General features: G+C 60.1%; 20 protein-coding genes. 9 read left to right on the top strand and 11 right to left on the bottom strand.

What is annotated here, in order from left to right; genetic code table 11:
• The first annotated feature begins 51 nt into the window (after positions 1 to 51).
• The 4 genes from H147_RS0106870 (at position 52) to H147_RS0106885 (ending at position 3,941) form a co-directional block, all read left to right on the top strand.
• Positions 52 to 2,019, top strand: coding sequence for an ethylmalonyl-CoA mutase (locus H147_RS0106870; RefSeq protein WP_019954617.1), 1,968 nt, complete (start codon positions 52 to 54; stop codon positions 2,017 to 2,019).
• A 97-nt stretch (positions 2,020 to 2,116) separates the two neighbouring features.
• Entirely contained in the window at positions 2,117 to 2,443 is a 327-nt protein-coding gene (locus tag H147_RS0106875; protein ID WP_026352325.1) for an H-NS histone family protein, read from the top strand.
• Positions 2,444 to 2,524: 81 nt separating this feature from the next.
• Complete coding sequence (gene deoD, locus H147_RS0106880) at positions 2,525 to 3,229, top strand: purine-nucleoside phosphorylase (protein WP_026352326.1); 705 nt, start codon at positions 2,525 to 2,527, stop codon at positions 3,227 to 3,229.
• Between the two features lie 133 nt (positions 3,230 to 3,362).
• Positions 3,363 to 3,941 (top strand): hypothetical protein, encoded by a 579-nt coding sequence (locus H147_RS0106885; protein WP_162561642.1) that lies wholly within the window; start codon positions 3,363 to 3,365, stop codon positions 3,939 to 3,941.
• 45 nt (positions 3,942 to 3,986) lie between these two features.
• Here the strand turns inward: H147_RS0106885 and H147_RS0106890 are convergent, their stop codons facing one another.
• Together H147_RS0106890 and H147_RS0106895 are read right to left on the bottom strand one after the other, a co-directional pair.
• Positions 3,987 to 4,832 carry an urea carboxylase-associated family protein gene (locus H147_RS0106890; protein WP_019954621.1) on the bottom strand — a complete coding sequence of 282 codons (846 nt, stop codon included), beginning with the start codon at positions 4,830 to 4,832 and terminating at the stop codon, positions 3,987 to 3,989.
• Positions 4,833 to 4,872: 40 nt separating this feature from the next.
• Positions 4,873 to 5,652 (bottom strand): succinate dehydrogenase iron-sulfur subunit, encoded by a 780-nt coding sequence (locus H147_RS0106895; protein ID WP_026352327.1) that lies wholly within the window; start codon positions 5,650 to 5,652, stop codon positions 4,873 to 4,875.
• 201 nt (positions 5,653 to 5,853) lie between these two features.
• Between H147_RS0106895 and H147_RS0106900 the strand changes: the two genes are divergently transcribed.
• Both H147_RS0106900 and H147_RS0106905 read left to right on the top strand, forming a co-directional pair.
• Complete coding sequence (locus H147_RS0106900) at positions 5,854 to 6,891, top strand: glycosyltransferase family 4 protein (RefSeq protein WP_043699467.1); 1,038 nt, start codon at positions 5,854 to 5,856, stop codon at positions 6,889 to 6,891.
• A 13-nt stretch (positions 6,892 to 6,904) separates the two neighbouring features.
• Positions 6,905 to 7,699: an FkbM family methyltransferase gene (locus H147_RS0106905; RefSeq protein ID WP_019954624.1), complete on the top strand. Its 795-nt coding sequence runs from the start codon at positions 6,905 to 6,907 to the stop codon at positions 7,697 to 7,699.
• A gap of 31 nt (positions 7,700 to 7,730) precedes the next feature.
• Here the strand turns inward: H147_RS0106905 and H147_RS0106910 are convergent, their stop codons facing one another.
• The 8 genes from H147_RS0106910 to H147_RS0106950 all read right to left on the bottom strand — a co-directional run bounded on the left by H147_RS0106910 (position 7,731) and on the right by H147_RS0106950 (position 13,439).
• On the bottom strand, positions 7,731 to 8,006 hold the full coding sequence (locus tag H147_RS0106910; protein ID WP_019954625.1) for a hypothetical protein: 276 nt from the start codon (positions 8,004 to 8,006) through the stop codon (positions 7,731 to 7,733).
• Positions 8,006 to 9,811 (bottom strand): succinate dehydrogenase flavoprotein subunit, encoded by a 1,806-nt coding sequence (gene sdhA, locus H147_RS0106915; protein WP_019954626.1) that lies wholly within the window; start codon positions 9,809 to 9,811, stop codon positions 8,006 to 8,008. Before sdhA ends, H147_RS0106910 begins: the two co-directional genes overlap by 1 nt.
• Before the next feature lie 18 nt (positions 9,812 to 9,829).
• Positions 9,830 to 10,201, bottom strand: a complete 372-nt coding sequence (sdhD, locus tag H147_RS0106920; protein WP_019954627.1) for a succinate dehydrogenase, hydrophobic membrane anchor protein — start codon at positions 10,199 to 10,201, stop codon at positions 9,830 to 9,832.
• A 12-nt stretch (positions 10,202 to 10,213) separates the two neighbouring features.
• Positions 10,214 to 10,597, bottom strand: coding sequence for a succinate dehydrogenase, cytochrome b556 subunit (gene sdhC / locus H147_RS0106925; RefSeq protein ID WP_019954628.1), 384 nt, complete (start codon positions 10,595 to 10,597; stop codon positions 10,214 to 10,216).
• Between the two features lie 230 nt (positions 10,598 to 10,827).
• Entirely contained in the window at positions 10,828 to 11,853 is a 1,026-nt protein-coding gene (locus H147_RS0106935) for a MaoC family dehydratase (RefSeq protein WP_019954629.1), read from the bottom strand.
• Positions 11,850 to 12,053: a DUF1737 domain-containing protein gene (locus H147_RS0106940; RefSeq protein ID WP_019954630.1), complete on the bottom strand. Its 204-nt coding sequence runs from the start codon at positions 12,051 to 12,053 to the stop codon at positions 11,850 to 11,852. Before H147_RS0106940 ends, H147_RS0106935 begins: the two co-directional genes overlap by 4 nt.
• 4 nt (positions 12,054 to 12,057) lie before the next feature.
• Positions 12,058 to 12,603: an NnrU family protein gene (locus tag H147_RS0106945; RefSeq protein WP_019954631.1), complete on the bottom strand. Its 546-nt coding sequence runs from the start codon at positions 12,601 to 12,603 to the stop codon at positions 12,058 to 12,060.
• A complete protein-coding gene (locus H147_RS0106950) occupies positions 12,600 to 13,439 on the bottom strand; it encodes an HpcH/HpaI aldolase/citrate lyase family protein (RefSeq protein ID WP_019954632.1) in 840 nt (279 codons plus the stop codon). Before H147_RS0106950 ends, H147_RS0106945 begins: the two co-directional genes overlap by 4 nt.
• 174 nt (positions 13,440 to 13,613) lie before the next feature.
• Between H147_RS0106950 and H147_RS0106955 the strand changes: the two genes are divergently transcribed.
• On the top strand, positions 13,614 to 13,916 hold the full coding sequence (locus tag H147_RS0106955) for a hypothetical protein (RefSeq protein WP_245541117.1): 303 nt from the start codon (positions 13,614 to 13,616) through the stop codon (positions 13,914 to 13,916).
• On the opposite strand, the gene H147_RS0106960 is transcribed toward H147_RS0106955, so the two are convergent.
• The gene (locus tag H147_RS0106960) at positions 13,917 to 14,672 is read right to left on the bottom strand and encodes a sulfite exporter TauE/SafE family protein (RefSeq protein WP_019954634.1); all 756 of its coding nucleotides are present in this window, start codon (positions 14,670 to 14,672) and stop codon (positions 13,917 to 13,919) included.
• Positions 14,673 to 14,829: 157 nt separating this feature from the next.
• Here H147_RS0106960 and mdh point away from each other — a divergent pair, with 157 nt between their 5' ends.
• Positions 14,830 to 15,792: a malate dehydrogenase gene (mdh, locus tag H147_RS0106965; protein WP_026352329.1), complete on the top strand. Its 963-nt coding sequence runs from the start codon at positions 14,830 to 14,832 to the stop codon at positions 15,790 to 15,792.
• A 249-nt stretch (positions 15,793 to 16,041) separates the two neighbouring features.
• Entirely contained in the window at positions 16,042 to 17,235 is a 1,194-nt protein-coding gene (sucC, locus tag H147_RS0106975; protein ID WP_019954637.1) for an ADP-forming succinate--CoA ligase subunit beta, read from the top strand.
• Positions 17,236 to 17,494 lie beyond the last annotated feature (259 nt).

Consider the following 17,494-nt stretch of genomic DNA (forward strand, 5'->3'; position numbering starts at 1 on the left):
AAGGGTTAAACGCGTAATTAAATTACGCCAAGTGATTCAGGAGTTGCCCCGATGTCGCAGACGCAAAAAGACCGCCCCTGGCTGTTTCGCACCTATGCGGGCCATTCAACCGCTGCGGCGTCGAACGCGCTCTATCGTGGCAACCTTGCGAAAGGGCAGACCGGCCTGTCGGTGGCCTTCGATCTGCCGACGCAGACAGGCTATGACAGCGATCACGTGCTGGCAAAAGGCGAGGTCGGCAAGGTCGGTGTGCCGGTTGCGCATCTGGGCGACATGCGCACTTTGTTCGCCGATATCCCGCTGGACCAGATGAACACCTCGATGACGATCAACGCGACGGCCCCGTGGTTGCTCGCACTCTATATCGCCGTGGCCGAGGAACAGGGTGCCGATATCAGCGCCCTGCAAGGCACGGTGCAGAACGACATCATCAAGGAATACCTGTCGCGCGGCACCTATATCTGCCCGCCGGAACCGTCCTTGCGAATGATCACCGATGTCGCGGCCTATACCCGCGAACATCTGCCCAAATGGAACCCGATGAACGTGTGTTCCTATCACCTGCAAGAAGCAGGGGCCACGCCCGAGGAAGAACTGGCCTTTGCGCTGGCCACCGCCACGGCCGTGCTGGACGATCTGCGCGGCAAGGTGCCTGCGGAACATTTCCCCGAAATGGTCGGGCGCATTTCGTTTTTCGTGAATGCCGGTATCCGTTTCGTGACCGAATTGTGCAAGATGCGTGCCTTCGTCGAATTATGGGATGAAATCTGCGCGGTGCGCTATGGCGTGGAAGACGCGAAATACCGCCGTTTCCGCTATGGTGTGCAGGTGAACTCTTTGGGGCTGACCGAGCAGCAACCCGAAAACAACGTCTATCGCATTCTGCTGGAAACTCTCGCGGTGACCCTGTCGAAAAACGCCCGCGCCCGTGCCGTGCAATTGCCGGCATGGAACGAGGCCTTGGGCCTGCCCCGCCCGTGGGATCAACAATGGTCTTTGCGAATGCAGCAAATTCTGGCCTATGAAACCGATCTTCTGGAATTCGACGATCTGTTTGATGGCAATCCGGCAATCGACCGCAAGGTCAACGAATTGAAAGAAGGCGCGCGCGCCGAATTGGCGCAGATCGACGGCATGGGCGGGGCCGTGAACGCCATCGGCTATATGAAATCGCGTCTGGTCGAAAGCAATGCCGCCCGTATTGCCGGGATCGAGAGCGGCAGCACCACTGTCGTTGGCGTGAACAAATGGCAAGCCGGCGAACCGTCGCCCCTGACAGCGGGCGACGACGCAATCATGGTGGCCGATCCTGAGGCCGAGGCCGACCAGTTGAAACGTCTTGCCGCTTGGAAGGCCGACCGCGACGCGGGGCAGGTGCACGCGGCGCTCTCCGCGCTGCACGACGCTGCGCGCAGTCAGACCAATATCATGATCCCCTCGATCGCCTGTGCACGTGCGGGCGTGACGACCGGCGAATGGGCCGATGTGGTCCGCGCCGTGTTCGGCCAGTACCGCGCCCCCACAGGGGTCAGCGCCAACCCGTCCAACCGGACAGAAGGGCTGGACGACCTGCGCGAACAGGTCAATCAGGTCAGCACGGCGCTGGGACGCAGGCTGAAATTCCTGGTGGGCAAGCCGGGGCTGGATGGCCATTCCAACGGGGCTGAACAGATCGCCGCCCGCGCGCGCGATTGCGGGATGGACATCGCCTATGAAGGTATCCGCCTAACCCCCGACGAAATCATCGCCTCCGCCCGAGAGACTGGCGCCCATGTCATCGGCCTGTCGATCCTGTCGGGATCGCATGTGCCGCTGGTGCGCGATGTCATGGCGAAACTGCAGGCCGCCGGATTGGCATCGATTCCGGTTGTCGCGGGCGGCATCATTCCTGAGGAAGACGCAATTGCGCTGCGCGCCATGGGTGTTGCGAAAGTCTATACGCCGAAAGATTTTGAACTGAACAAGATCATGGCCGATATCGTCACGCTGGTCGATCCACGATCAAAAGCGGCGGAATAATACCATATCCTTTTGGACATGCAGAACCTGTTTCCATTTCCATTTCATTACAGTATCGGTATGTGACATGCGTCTAAACCCAAAACGGATTACACCAATGAATAAAGACCTTTCATCCATGACACGGGCAGAGCTGGAAAAGCTCAAGGTCCAGGTCGAAAAAGCATTAGTCGAAGTCGCAGAAAAAGACAAAAAAGCGGCCCTTGCCGCGGCTGAAAAAGCTGCCGCGGAACACGGTTTCTCTCTGGCGGAAATCACCGGCGGTGCTGCGCGCAAAGGCAAAGGCGCGCCGAAATCCTCTGCGCCCGCGAAATACCGCAACCCTGCAGACGCCACCCAGACCTGGACCGGCAAAGGTCGTCAGCCAACCTGGTTCAAGGCAGCCCTTGCCAATGGCACCTCGCCAGAAGCCATGGAATTCTAAGCAAAGGCGCGGGAAAGGGTTTTGCCCTCTCCCGCTCGCCTGCACGGCAGGCTAGCATCCTTGCAATGACAGGAGATGCAGATGACAATCCATATTGGTGCCGCAAAAGACGATATCGCGCCGACCGTGCTGATGCCGGGCGACCCCTACCGCGCGAAATGGGCGGCTGAGACCTTTCTCGACGATGCGCGCTGCGTCAATCAGGTGCGCGGTATGCTGGGCTTTACCGGCACATGGCGCGGGCATCCGGTCACGATCCAGGGGTCCGGCATGGGCATGCCGTCTCTGTCGATCTATGCCAACGAACTGATCCGCGACTACGACGCTCAGACCCTGATTCGCATCGGGTCCTGCGGCGGTATGCAGGACCATGTCGGCATCCGCGACGTGATTCTCGCGATGACCGCGACCACGCTGTCCACACCGTCGCGCGGCATGTTCAAAGAGCTGAATTTCGCCCCCTGCGCCGATTTCGGGCTTTTGACGGCCGCGCATCAGGCGGCATTGGCCAAAGGCACGACAACCCATGTCGGCGGGATCTATTCGTCGGATGTGTTTTATGACGAACGCCCCGACCTGAACGAACAGATGATGCGCCACGGCGTGCTTGGTGTCGAGATGGAGGCTGCCGAACTCTACATCCTCGCTGCCCGCTATAAACGCCGCGCATTGGCCGTGCTGACCGTGAGCGACCACCTGATAACCCACGAGGCCCTGCCCGCCGAGGACCGCGAACGCAGCTTCGGCGACATGGTAGAGATCGCGCTACAGGCGGCTTTTGCCTGACGCTGGGTGAAGCACCGAAAAGAGCCGCTGCATCGTGGTTTCTGGTAAACAGCCCAGATCGTGCCACATTTGCCTGTTCAAAACACACGCATGCATATCTTGAACAGGACGAACTAAACTCATGCGCGTAAACTTGGCTATCGCTGCAATAGCGCTTTCAGCAGGCTGCACCGACCAGATCATCGACAACAACACCGGATCACGCTTTGTGACACCTTCTGCCACCGGCGCGATCAGCGATCCGGCGGCGGGAAACGAGAGAATCGTCAACATATCTGGGAACGGGTATGCCTATGAAGCTGGAAACGCGCGCAACGGCGATATAGTGGCAGTGGCCGGGATCATTCCCGGAACAAGCGCGTCGCCAACCCCCGGACCCGATCATGGCAGCACAACCTATTCCGGCCGCTATGAAATGGTGACGGTCGGAGGGTTTTTCCTGAATGATGGAAAAGTCGTTGGGTTTTCCCGTCCCGAAGCAGGTGACATCGCGCTGAGCGTGGATTTCGCCGCACGGACGATCCGTGGCACCGCAGACGACCTGACGGTCAACGGCGAATTCAACGGCAATGTCCTGAGCGGCAACGTCCGGTACGATGGCATTTCCGGCGATCTGCGCGGTGTGATGGGCGGCGACAAGGCGGTCGGCGCCTTCCACGGTGAATCGTCGGAACGGATTTTCGCCGGCGGTTTCTACGTGACGCCCGACTAAGATCCCCGGTCTTGCCGTTGTCGTGGGCGGCAAGACCAATCCCGCCTAACGCCCATGCGTCCCGTCATAAGCATTGACCGTAGGCGATACCCATCCGGCGAGGTCGGCCGCCTGCGGCGTGCGGACCTCCATCAGCAGCGGATAACAGACCGCCGTATCGGAGGAATGTTCGGCACTGCAATCACCGCCGGGGCAGGCGCTCAGCACCGCGAGCAAGTCGATCTCAGCAAAAAGATCAAGGTAGTCGCCGGGGCGCACCGGGCTTGCCTTCATGAAATACTGGCCGGTGTCGCGGGTAAAGCCCGTGCACATGAAAACGTTGAGAACGTCATGCACATGCCGCTCTGCCTGCGCCAAAGACAACTCTGCCGCATCGGCCAAGGCGCGGGTCAGGTTGGAATGGCAGCAATGGTGGTAATCCATGCCCGACAACAGCCGCCCCGTGTAGGGATCGCAGCGTGTGCCGATCACGTCATGAACCGACCCGCCGAAATCGTCGATTCCGTACCAGCCCAGCGTATCCGCCACGATGGTCGCCATCGGGCGCAGATGAGGAAACGATGACCAGAGCCTGTCGCCGGTCGTGACATGCGTGCCGTGCAGCGCGCGGGTCTTGCCGGAATAGAACCGCTCGTCGAGGTTATCCGCTGCAAAGAGGTTCAGATCGCCGACCTGCGGCCCATCCACCGACGAAATCCGCAACACAGACCCCGCAGGCACGCGGATCGCGGCCGCATCGCGCGGCGGAACGATCACACGCGCAGCGGCCTGCGCCCCTGCCGCCGCCCGCTGCAACAGCGGCAGATCGGGTTGCGGCAAAGTATCGGTGGGATAGCAGATCACCGGTTTGACGGCGCGCCGCGCATCGGCATCATCGGGGATATTCATCATCGTTCGAGCCCAAATATCCCCGCCGGAGGCATGAAAGTTTTTAGACCACCCGCTCCACCATCATGCCCTTGATGCTGGCGATGGCCTTGGCGGGGTTCAACCCCTTGGGGCAGGTCTTGGCGCAGTTCATGATCGTATGGCAGCGATAAAGCTTGAACGGATCTTCCAATTCGTCCATCCGCTCACCCGTGGCCTCGTCACGGCTGTCCACGATCCAGCGATAGGCATGCAACAGGGCGGCTGGCCCCAGATAGCGGTCACCGTTCCACCAATAGGACGGGCAGGATGTCGAACAGCAGGCACACATGACACATTCGTAAAGGCCATCCAGCTTCTTGCGGTCATCGATCGACTGCTTCCATTCCTTGGCGGGTGTGTTCGACTTGGTCTCGAGCCAAGGCATGATGCTGGCATGCTGCGCATAGAAATGCGTCAGATCAGGGATCAGGTCCTTGATCACGGGCATATGCGGCAGGGGGTAGATCTTAATGTCGCCCTTGATCTCGTCCATGCCATAGATACAGGCCAGCGTGTTGATCCCGTCGATATTCATCGCGCAGGACCCGCAAATTCCTTCGCGGCAGGACCGGCGGAAGGTCAGCGTCGGATCAATCTCGTTCTTGATCTTGATGAGCGCGTCCAGAACCATCGGCCCGCAGGTATCCATATCGACGAAATAGGTATCAAGCTGCGGGTTCTTCCCGTCCTCGGGGTTCCAGCGATAGATCTGCACCTTTCGCAGATTTTTGGCCCCCTCGGGCTTCGGCCAGGTCTTGCCTGTCGTCATCCGGGAATTCTTGGGAAGTGTCAGTTGTACCATGTGTCAGACCTTTATACGCGTCTTCGCCGTCAATTGCTGGTGTCTTCTTGGATATATAGCCTTTCCAGCAGGATCAAAAGTGCTCTATTCAAAGTGACGGGCAACAACAGGACGGAAGTCAAAGCGAGGTTGACACCAGACCCATCAGGTATCAGCCAAGCCGCGCGATGTATCTAGGATTTTATTATACTTATCAACATCTTGAATATACCATACGCGAAGGGCAATCCGTATCACGAACTTCTCTACGGGACATCGGGTCCCTACGCGCCGCTTGGCGGGGCAAGGGATCTGAGCCAACTTGCGCAATATGCCGCAGGGCGAGACAGCCCCGTTCTGCATCTGCATTGGGATGACCGGATGTTCGGGCGTTCAGATGACGGCGCGCTGAACCAGACGACCGGCGAAACACTGGTGCAGCGCCTTGTGGCCTTCAAAGCGGCCGGCGGACGAATTGTGTGGACAATCCACAACCGTCGCGCCCATTTCGAGCGGGACGCAGCAAGTTTTGCGTGGGGTCGGGCACAGCTTTGCGACCTGGCAGATCTGGTGCATGTCCATGCGCTCCATGCGGCACGGCACATGATTGATGATTGGGGCGTCGCTCCCGAAAAAATAAGGATCATTCGTCACCCCAGCTATCTGGGTGCTTATGAGCCCGCCGATGTCACGCTGCAACGGCCCCTGCCGGAATCGGTGAACCGTCGTTTTTTGTTCTTCGGTGCGATGCGGGGAAACAAAGGGATATCGCTCTTGCCGGAAGCCATCAAGCGGCTGGCGCAGCATCGGCCTGATTTCGAGCTATTGATCGCAGGCAAGACATTGCGCCGCGCCATGCGGCGTATGCAGCCGGTCCTTGATCTGCCACAGGTCAGCGTCAGAGACGGGTTCATCCCCGATGGCGACGTTGCCGACATCTTTGGCGCGGGGCAGGTTTTTCTTGCGCCGTTCGGTGATTTCTTTACATCGGGCAGCGTGATGCTGGCCCAAACCTTCGGCCTGCCGGTAATCGGGCCCGACCGCGAAGAAATGCGCGCCATTACCCCGCTTGGCAATCACGATCTGCTTTATGGAGGCCAACGGCCCAGGCCGCTGGTCCAGATGATGAAGCGACTGATCGACATGCCTAATGATGAATTGCAGGAACGGCGCGAGATCTGTTTGCAGTTTGCTGTCCAGACCTGCAGCGAAAGGATATGCGAAGCCTTCACTCAAGCGATGCGATCGCTCCAAAGTTAGAAAGAAAGTTCTCATGAGCCGTGCAGATCCATTTGCCTTTTTTCGCGCCTTGAAGGCGCTTGGCATAGAATTTGCTACGACGGATCCGGCGAAGGCAAAGAATCTGCATCAAAGGCCGCGACCGCTGCTGCGCCAGTTGGAGCGCCAAGGTTTTAGTGTCGAGACGACAAAGCCATCAGCGCAAGCCTTGAAACGGTTTGGTTTTCAAGTCACGACCGTCTTTGACGTCGGTGTCGATGCAGGTACGCCGCTGATCTATGACGCCTTTCCCGATGTAAAGTTTGTCCTGATTGATCCAGTCCCAGAATCGCGCGACCGCGTCTCTCCTTGGAAAGAAAAGATCGACTTCGACTTTTTCGTTTGCGGGGTCGGGGCGGCGGCTGGGCGCATGCAGATCAATATTCCGATGCGCCCCGGAAAGACGAATTTGGCCCGGGCTTCGCTGGTCACATTCGCTGATGCAAACGCGTCCATGTTTACACAGTTCGAGCAAAGAGACGTCGAAATCCGAACGCTCGACAGCATTGCGAAGGACTACGAAGGCCCGTTCGGTCTTAAGATCGACACTGAAGGATTTGAGATCGAAGTCATCAAGGGTGCGCGCGAGATGCTGACGAAATGTGAATTCGTCATAGCGGAAGTTTCGGTCAAGCGCAGATTTGCCAATGGGTACCGCTTCAGCCAGTTCATCGCCGAGATGGGTGAAAACGGCTTTGAAGCGATAGACTTCATGCGTCCCTTACGGCCCGACGCAGTCGATTGTGACGTTCTTTTTGCTCGATACGATAGTCATCGCTTCGATTTCTGATCGCAGATCAAAGACGGATGAATAGGCCCCATCACCGCAACCGCACCGGCCTGATCGGCATCTCGCCTGTCAGGCCGAAGACGCAGCTTTCGTATACTTCCAGCGGATCGCGCCCGCGGATCGCATCGGAGGTGATCGCGATACTCCCGCTGGCGACGGGACCGCTTTTGCTGTTCGCCCCAAGGCTCAGCCCGATCTGCGGCCCCTGTGCCGCTCGGGCGCGCTCTTCGCAGCGCTCGGCGGCGCGTTCCGGCGAAACAGGGCCGCAAGCCGCCAAACCCAGCAAAAGAACCGCCGCCCAGCGCATCAGAACGTCCGCACTTTCGGCTTGATCCGCTCTTGCGAAATCCCGCCTTCGGCCTCGGAGGTCAGCGGCGCCGTAATCACTGGACGATAGCTCAGCGTCGCTTTCGCTCCTTGGACATGCGCCAGCGTGTGGACCCGCCATTTCGCGTCGTCGCGGTCGGGGTAATCCTCGTGCGCATGTGCGCCACGGCTTTCCTTGCGCGCCTCGGCGCCCACGATGGTCGCCAGCGCGTTGGGCATCAGGTTGTCCAGTTCCAGCGTTTCCATCAGGTCGCTGTTCCAGACCAGCGACCTGTCAGTGACCTTCAGATCGTCCATCTTGCCTGCAATCGCGGTCATCTTGGCGACACCTTCGGCTAGCGTCTTGTCGGTACGGAAAACGGCCGCGTCTTCCTGCATCGCGCGCTGCATCTCGAGCCGCAATTCGGCGGTGCCGACATTGCCCTTGGCATGGCGCACGCGGTCGAAGCGGTCAAAGCTCGCGTCCACAGACGCCTTGTTCAGCGTCGGGTTTGGCGCCTTGCGGTCGACCACATGGCCAGCCCGGATCGCGGCGGCACGGCCAAAGACCACAAGGTCAATGAGGCTGTTCGACCCAAGCCGGTTCGCGCCATGCACAGAGGCACAGCCCGCCTCGCCGACAGCCATGAGGCCAGGCACGATCGCGGTGGGATCATCCTTGGTCGGGTTCAGCACCTCGCCATGATAATTCGTGGGGATACCGCCCATGTTGTAATGCACGGTCGGCAGGACGGGGATCGGTTCCTTGGTCACATCGACGCCGGCAAAAATCTTGGCGCTTTCCGAAATACCTGGCAGACGTTCGGCTAGCGCCTCTTTTGGCAGATGGTTCAGGTTCAGGTGGATATGGTCGCCATTCGCGCCCACACCGCGGCCTTCGCGGATTTCCATCGTCATGCAGCGGCTGACGTAATCGCGCGGTGCCAGATCCTTGTAGTTCGGGGCATAGCGTTCCATGAACCGCTCGCCTTCGGAATTGGTGAGATAGCCGCCCTCGCCCCGCGCGCCTTCGGTGATCAGGCAGCCCGCGCCGTAAATGCCGGTCGGATGGAACTGCACGAATTCCATATCCTGCAACGGCAGACCCTGCCGCGCGACCATGCCGCCACCGTCACCGGTACAGGTATGGGCTGATGTCGCGCTGAAATAGGCACGGCCATAGCCGCCGGTGGCCAGCACCACGACCTTGGCGTTGAACACATGCATGGTGCCATCGTCGAGCTTCCATGCAATCACGCCCTGACACACGCCGTCATCGGACATGATCAGGTCAAGCGCGAAATATTCGATATAGAACTCGGCTTTCTGTTTGAGCGACTGACCATAAAGCGTATGCAGGATCGCGTGGCCCGTCCGGTCGGCCGCAGCACAGGTGCGCTGGACGGCGGGGCCTTCACCGAATTCAGTCGTATGCCCGCCAAAGGGGCGCTGATAGATCTTGCCTTCTTCGGTGCGCGAAAACGGCACGCCGTAATGTTCCAGCTCGTAAACGGCCTTGGGTGCTTCACGGGCAAGATATTCCATCGCATCGGTATCACCCAGCCAGTCGGACCCCTTGACGGTATCGTACATGTGCCATTGCCAGCTGTCCGGGCCCATATTTCCAAGGCTGGCGGCAATCCCGCCTTGCGCTGCAACGGTATGCGACCGGGTCGGGAACACCTTGGTGATGCAGGCAGTCCGCAGTCCCTGTTCCGCAAGGCCCAAGGTCGCGCGCAGACCCGCGCCTCCCGCCCCTACGACGATCGCGTCATAGGTATGTGTCTCATAATCATAAGCGGCCATTTGGTCGTGCTCCGAAAATTACAATGCGATGCGGATGATCGCGAAAACCGCAAACCCCGCCGCGGCATAAGACAGGCAGATCATCCCGATGATCGCCGCCTTGCGTGCGAAACCATGAACATAATCCTCGATCAGCGTTTGGACACCCAGACGGAAGTGGAAAAACCCCACCAGCATCGTCAGGATGGCCACGATCGCCGGAAACGGCCGCTGATAATAGGCGATGACTTCGGCGTAAGGCGCGCCAAGGATCATGCCAAAGGTGAAAACGAACAACGGGACCAACACCAGAAGGGCGACCGACGTAACCATCATCTGCCAATGGTGATGCGTGCCCGCCTTGGCTGACCCCATGCCCACCGCGCGTTTGCGATCTGTCAGAAATGCCATATCGGTTGATCCTTACAAAATAATGACGGTGAGGATGGTCAGCACGACCGACAGGGCGACCATCGCCTGCCCCGCGCGTTCCGAACTGGCCACGTCCAGCATCCGCCCGCTGTCCCAGACCAGATGCCGCAACCCGCCAAGGCTATGATACCACAGCGCCCAGATCGACCCGAGCATCACCAGCTTGCCGAACCAGCTGGTCAGCATGCCGTTCGCCAGCGCAAAAGCCTCGGGGCCGGTTGCGGCTGCGACGAACCACCACACGATCAGCAGACCCGCGACAAGCAGGGCATTGCCCGTGATCCGCACAAGGATCGAGGTGATCGAGGTCCATTGCGGGCGATAAATCGTCAGATGCGGTGAAAGCGGGCGATTGCCCCGGTTCACATCGGCCATGGTCGTTCCCTTCAGTGGCGCGCGCTGTCCGGCTCGACAGCGCCTTGGCTTCCTACTTGCACCATTCCATTGCCAGAGTCACGCGCAGCACAAGGCTTTTTCGGGGGCCAAATGCCGCGATCCGGCACTTTTTTCACTTTGTGATCACGAATTTTTCGCGTGTGATCACACCCTCCCCATCTTCCGAGCCGAAATATCCCCGCCGGAGGCTTGGCATCGCGCCAGCGATGTCAAACCGGCATCAAGGCCCAGTAATCAAGGTCCAGCAGCACATGCGCGTCATATTTGCCATCCGCACCACGCAGCACGCCAGCCGCCCCTTTGGTCGCCACCAGCCGCAGCCTGATCGCGCCCACACCAGCGGCAGATGTATCAGCTATATCAAGCACTTCCGACCATGCGCGCACGGTATCGCCCGCAAAACAGGGGTTCGCATGCGCGCCGCCGTTCAGCGCCACCATGATCTGCGCATTGGCCAGCCCATTGAACGACAAGGCCCGCGCCAGCGACATCACATGCCCGCCATAGATCAGCCTTTTGCCATCGGCGCGGTTGGTCGCGTCGAAATGCACCTTGGCAGTGTTCTGCCACAGCCGCGTGGCCAGCATATGCTCGGCCTCCTCGATCGTGACACCATCGACATGGTCGATCACCTCGCCAACGGCATAGTCGCGCAAGCGGTGCGGCTCTCCTGCCAGCGTGAAATCGTAGCGGGTAAAATCCAGCCCTGCGGGGATCACCAGATCGGACGGCGCGACCACAGGTGCAAGCTCCGGCACCACCGCCTGTGGCGCAGGTCCTGACCCGCGCTTGCGCACCATGACCCAGCGCACATAGGTCAACAGCACCTCGCCATGCTGGTTGCGCCCCGTCGTACGGACCCAGACCACCCCCGAGGTTCCGTTCGAATTTTCCTTGATCCCGATCACCTCGGATGTCGCCGTGATCGTATCGCCGGGCCAGAGCGGGGTGATCCAGCGCCCTTCGGCATAGCCCAGATTGGCGACCGCGTTCAGCGAGATATCCGGCACGGTCTTGCCGAACACGGTGTGGAACGTCACCAGATCATCCAGCGGGCTGAACGGGAGACCGCAGGATTGCGCGAACATATCCGAGGAATGCAGCGCATGCCGCGCAGGGTAAAGCGCGTGATAGAGCGCCCTTTCCCCCATCTTGATCGTTCGCGGCACGGCATGTGTGATCACATCGCCGACGGCATAATCCTCGAAAAACCGGCCCGCGTTGGTCTTGGTCATTGCTGGCCCAGTTTCATGTCAGGGGAATAGGGCGTGTCGATGTCTTTTGTGACGGCCTGCCCGCAGCGCATGACGCCATTGGCCTGATCGAACGCATAGGTCGGGCTGCCGTAAAGCTCCCAGCCCTTGGACAGGGCCTCGGACACCTTGTGGCAGAAGGCAGAAGTGTCGTCTTCGGTCAGCAAGCGATAGATTTTCATGGGTTCATCCAAACGGGTTGTAGCCAAGCCATGCATGGATCGCCGCGACGACACCATAGACGACGATGGCCGCGACAACGGCGGTGATTTCCTTTTTCACGGGAACCACAGGTGGCGGCGTCCAGTCGCGGTTGGCGCGGTTGATCAGGATCACCTCGACCACCGCCCAGGCCAGCAGGCCACCGAACAGCACAAAAGACGGCACGTCGCCGTTGACCAGCAAATGCGCCAGCGCCCAGACCTTGACGGCTGTCAGTTGCGGATGCCGGATCGTCCGGGTGATCCGCGTTTTGGCCCCGCTTGCGGCATAAAGATAGAAGGCGAACAGCATCAGCAGGTTGTTGATGCCCGTCATGGCGGGCGAGCGCCCCCAATAGACCGCACCATCGGCCATCCGGTATCCGATCACCATCAGCACAACGCCAAGGATCGCACCCACAGCAACGATTCCCTTGCCCTTGTCGCCCATGCTGGCGCGGCTGGCCGGGGCAAGACGTTTCCAGAAATGCGCGCCCGACCACAGGATCAGGCCCAGAATCAACAATGTCATGCGCTCTCCAATGCGGCGATGGCTTCTGCTTTGGCCAAGGTCGCCTTTGCCGTGACGATATGCAAGTTCTCGACGATTTTGCCATCGACGACGGCGACGCCCTGCCCGTTCGCCTCGGCTTCGGTAAAGGCCGCGATCTGGCGGTGGGCCAGCGCGATTTCATCCTCGGTCGGGCCGAAGGCCGCATTGGCGATGGCGATCTGCGCGGGATGGATCAGCGTCTTGCCGTCAAAGCCCATGTCACGCCCCTCGGCACATTCGGCGCGCAACCCGTCTTCATCCTGAAACGCGTTATAGACACCATCGAGCGCGACAATCCCCGCCGCCTTGGCCGCGAGCAGGCACATCTGCAAGGCCGTCATCAAGGCAGGCCGCCCGCGCGACCCCATATCCTTGGCCAGATCATTGGTGCCCATGACGAACCCTGCGATCCGTGGATGGGCGGCAATGCTCGCGGCGTTCAGCACACCTAGCGGGGTTTCCATCATCGCCCAGAACGGCACGTCCGGGACCAGCGCAGCAAGCGCATCGACGTCCGCCGTGCTGTTCACCTTGGGCAACAGGATCGCATCACAGTCCATCGCGGCGACCGCAGCAGCATCGGCGCGGCCCCACTCTGTATCAAGCGCGTTGATCCGCACGATCCGCTGGCGGGGGCCGTAGCCACTGGCGAGTGCCGCAAACAGCGTGTCGCGCGCGGCGATCTTGGCGTCAGGGGCGACCGCATCCTCCAGATCGAAGAGGATCACGTCGACGGGCAGGCTGCGTGCCTTTTCCAAGGCGCGGTCCTTTGACCCCGGAATATAGAGCGCGGACCGTGTGGGGCGGGTGTGCATCGAATCCTCCTCGCAAGATTATTGCGCGAACATGGCCAGAACCGTGCCGATGATTCAACCCCGATCTTGCCGCGATGCAGCACAGGGGCCGGTTACCGGATGTTAACCCCTTTCCTCTATGTCAGAGCGTGAGACCTGCACGGACAGGTCATCCGGCAGAAGGCGGGCATCATTTTGCGGTACTTGTATTACGTCTGTTTCGGTTGCCTCTCGGCCTTTGTCGGGGCAACGCAGGCGCAGGCCTTGACCTGTGCGGACAATGCCGTCGTCGCGCAGCGTCTTGCGCAGGTCTATGGCGAACGGCGGCAGTTCATGGCACCCGGCCCCGACGGTGCGATGACCGAGGTGTTTGCCGCCACCGATACCGGCAGCTGGACCATCGCGATCACCCTGCCGGATGGCTTGACCTGCCTTGTCGCCTCGGGCGCGGCGTTTGACTGGCAGGATATTCTGTTCAGCCTCGGGCGTCACAGCTGATCAGGCCAGCGCCACCCAGATCAGCCGCAGGCCCGTCGCCACCAGCAGCACATAGGTCAGCGCAAAGAATGCGCGTTCCGGCACCAGCCGGTGCGCCCTGATCCCGATCCATGCGCCGATCAGCGCGAAGGGGGCCAGCACCACGCTGGCCTTCAGCGTCTCAAGCGAGAAAATGCCCAAATAGGCGTAAGGGACGACCTTCATCCAGTTGATCGCCCAGAACGACACAACTGTCGTCGCCTGAAACGCGGTCTTGCTCAGCCCTTGCGACAACAGGAAAATCGCCGTGGGCGGGCCGCCTGCGTGACTGACAAAACTGGTGAACCCGCCGACAAGACCCGCCGCCCAGGCGAAAGGCCGCGAAAACGGCATGTGCCGGACGGTCAGCCAGCCCAGCGACCGTGCCAGTTGGAACGCGACGAAAGCCAGACAGATCACCCCGATCAGCAGGAGGAACACATCGGCATCGACCAGCGCGTAAAGCACAGCACCGATGATGCAGCCCGGCACAGCCCCCTGCATGATCCCCTTGGCCGAGGGCCAGTGCCATTGCCCCCAATAGGGCCGCAAGGTCGCGGCATCGACCAGCATGAACAAAGGCAGGATGATCCCCAGCGCCAGCCCCGGCGGCACCACGAGCGCCAGAATCGCCCCCGCGACAAAGGCCGCACCAGAGCCGAAACCGCCCTTGGATATGCCACCAAAGATGATCGCGGGGACACCCACCGCGAAGAAAACCCAATCGAATGCGATCACGCGACGGCCCCAAATGCCTGTTGTTTGATCTGATTAGCGGCTTTGCCGGACCGTGACCATGACCCCGCTTGTGATGCCGCAATGCAGCACACTTGCCAGAGCGGCTGCAAAGGCTTACCCAATGCGCCAAATCCAAACCACCAAAGGATCCATTCCCATGGCCAGACCCAAGATCGCCCTTATCGGCGCCGGACAGATCGGCGGCACGCTCGCGCACCTCGCGGCTGTCAAAGAACTCGGCGATGTCGTGCTGTTCGACATTTCCGAAGGCATCCCGCAAGGCAAGGCGCTTGATATCGCCGAATCCGGCCCTGCCGCGAAATTCGACGGCAGCTTCAAGGGCACCAACGATTACGCCGATATCGCAGGCGCCGACGTCTGCATCGTGACCGCCGGGGTGCCGCGCAAGCCGGGCATGTCGCGCGACGATCTGTTGGGGATCAACCTCAAGGTCATGAAATCTGTGGGCGAAGGCATTGCCGCACACGCGCCGAACGCCTTCGTGATCTGCATCACCAACCCGCTGGACGCGATGGTCTGGGCGCTGCGCGAATTCTCGGGCCTGCCGCACCACATGGTCTGCGGCATGGCCGGCGTGCTGGACTCGGCGCGCTTCCGCCATTTCCTTGCCGAGGAATTCAACGTGTCGATGCGCGATGTCACCGCCTTCGTTCTGGGCGGCCATGGCGACACCATGGTGCCGCTGACGCGCTATTCCACCGTTGCGGGCATCCCCCTGCCCGATCTGGTCGAGCTGGGCTGGACCACGCAGGACAAGCTGGACGCGATCGTGCAGCGCACCCGTGACGGTGGCGCGGAAATCGTCGGCCTGCTGAAAACCGGATCGGCCTTCTATGCGCCCGCGACATCCGCGATTGAGATGGCCGAGGCGTTCCTAAAAGACCAGAAACGCGTGCTGCCCTGTGCTGCTCATGTTGACGGGGCCTACGGGCTGAACGGGTTCTATGTCGGCGTGCCGACGATCATCGGGGCTGGTGGCATCGAACGTGTCGTCGAGATCAAGATGAACAAGGACGAACAGGCGATGTTCGACAAATCGGTCAATGCTGTCAAAGGCTTGGTCGAGGCGTGCAAGGGCATCGACGCGACGCTTGCTTAACAAGTGCTGCCAATGATGAACGGGGGTCGCCAATGGCGGCCCCATTTTGTTGCGCCGGTCGGGTGGCGCGAATCTTTCGAAATTGTCCAAAATCTGCGGAAACGACGTGGGCGCAGATTTTGTGATCACACTTTTCAAACAAGTGATCACAAATGTCGGATTATCCGGACTGTCCCCGCTTTTCAGTTAGAAAAGCGATTTTTTATGTGATTTAGGGTGTGGCAACCGAAGTCAAATTGGACATGCCCCATGAATATCCACGAATATCAGGCCAAAGCCCTGCTGCGCAGCTACGGCGCGCCCGTATCCGACGGCCGCCCCGTGATCCGCGCCGAAGACGCGAAAACCGCCGCGGGCGAGCTTGACGGTCCGCTGTGGGTGGTCAAGGCCCAGATCCACGCAGGTGGCCGTGGCAAAGGCAAATTCAAGGAAGCCGATGCCGGTGACAAAGGCGGCGTGCGCCTGTGCCGGTCCGTGGAAGAGGCCGCTCAGGAAGCGAAAAAGATGCTGGGCCGTACGCTGGTCACGCATCAGACCGGCCCCGCAGGCAAGCAGGTCAACCGCATATATATCGAGGATGGCTCCGGCATCGAGACCGAAATGTACCTCGCCCTGCTGGTGGACCGCCAGACAAGCCGGATCAGTTTCGTCGTCTCGACCGAAGGCGGCATGGACATCGAGGAAGTCGCCGCAGCGACCCCTGAAAAGATCCTGTCGTTCAGCGTCGACCCCGCCACAGGCTATCAGGCGTTCCACGGCCGCCGCGTCGCGTTCACGCTGGGGCTGACCGGCAACCAGATCAAACAATGCGTCACGCTGATGGGCCAACTGTATAAGGCCTTCACCGAAAAAGACATGGAGATGCTGGAAATCAACCCGCTGATCGTGACCGACAAGGGCGACCTGAAGGTGCTGGATGCCAAGGTGTCGTTCGACGGCAACGCAATGTATCGCCATTCCGACATCGCCAGCCTGCGCGACGAGACCGAGGAAGATTCCAAGGAACTCGCCGCCAGCAAATACGACCTGAACTATATCGCGCTCGACGGTGAAATCGGCTGCATGGTGAACGGTGCGGGCCTTGCCATGGCGACGATGGACATCATCAAGCTTTACGGGGCCGAACCCGCCAACTTCCTCGACGTGGGCGGCGGTGCGACCAAGGAAAAGGTGACCGAGGCGTTCAAGATCATCACGTCCGACCCCAACGTCAAAGGCATCCTCGTCAACATCTTCGGCGGCATCATGCGCTGCGACGTCATCGCCGAAGGCGTGATCGCCGCGGTGAAGGAAGTCGGGCTGAAAGTGCCGCTGGTCGTCCGTCTGGAAGGCACAAACGTCGAGAAAGGCAAGGAAATCATCCGCAATTCCGGCCTTGATGTGATCGCCGCCGACGACCTGAAAGACGGCGCGCAGAAGATCGTAAAGGCGGTGAAGGGGTGATGGAGGCTGTCGTTAGGACACTGTCCTTCGTATTCATTTGCACGTCAGCGGCTTGTTCCACTCCGATTCAGACCGGGAGCAGCGGTCAGGTTTCTTCCACCTTTTCGCAAGCTGAACTTGTGTCTGCGGCTTCAAGAGCCGGGCTAGCTTGCGACAGTTTGCTTCAAAGCGACTGGGACGGAGCTGCGTCGTCACTAACTGGCTACACTGGTAGAGAGGCTTTCGGTTATGATCGAGACTTTCAATACGGAACCATCCG

The sequence above is a fragment of the Yoonia vestfoldensis DSM 16212 genome (assembly GCF_000382265.1).
Classification (GTDB): Bacteria; Pseudomonadota; Alphaproteobacteria; order Rhodobacterales; family Rhodobacteraceae; genus Yoonia; species Yoonia vestfoldensis.